Genomic DNA, 821 nt, shown 5'->3' on the forward strand with positions numbered 1-821 from the left:
GTCGGCGTCGTCTCCAACGGCTCGGCGGTGCTCGGGCTGGTCAATATCGGCCCGCTCGCCTCCAAGCCGGTCATGGAAGGCAAGGCGGTGTTGTTCAAGAAGTTCGCCGGCATCGACGTCTTCGACATCGAGATCGACGCGCCTGAAATCGAGCGCATGGTCGAGACGGTGGCCGCGCTCGAGCCGACCTTCGGCGGCATCAATCTCGAAGACATCAAGGCTCCCGAATGTTTCGAGGTCGAGGAGCGGCTGAAGGCCCGCATGGGCATTCCGGTCTTTCATGACGACCAGCATGGCACGGCGATCATTGTCGCGGCGGCGGTGCTCAACGGGCTCGAATTCGCCGGCAAGACGATTGCCGACATCAAGATCGTCACCTCCGGCGCCGGTGCTGCGGCGCTCGCTTGCCTCAACCTCCTGGTCTCGCTCGGCGCCAAGGTCGAAAACATCTGGGTCACCGACCGCTTCGGCGTCGCCTGGAAGGGCCGCGCCGAAGAGATGGACCGCTGGAAAGACCCCTATGTGAAGGATACGCAAGCGCGCACGCTGGCCGATGTCATCCCCGGCGCCGATGTCTTCCTCGGCCTCTCCGCTGCCGGCGTGCTGAAGTCTGAACTCCTGCAGCACATGGCGCCGAAACCGCTGATCCTGGCGCTCGCCAACCCGACGCCGGAGATCATGCCGGAAGTGGCGAGGGCGGCGCGGCCGGACGCGATGATCTGCACCGGGCGTTCCGATTTTCCCAATCAAGTCAACAACGTGCTCTGCTTTCCTTACATCTTCCGCGGCGCGCTGGACTGTGGCGCCAGCGCCATCAACGA

Annotated in this window: 1 protein-coding gene; it reads left to right on the top strand. The window is 64.2% G+C overall.

Annotated elements, in window-relative coordinates:
* Positions 1 to 821: malic enzyme-like NAD(P)-binding protein (locus EOA38_RS37880; protein WP_281060187.1), on the top strand; the 821-nt coding region annotated here is incomplete at both ends.

Source organism: Mesorhizobium sp. M1E.F.Ca.ET.041.01.1.1, assembly GCF_003997355.1.
Taxonomy (GTDB): Bacteria; Pseudomonadota; Alphaproteobacteria; order Rhizobiales; family Rhizobiaceae; genus Mesorhizobium.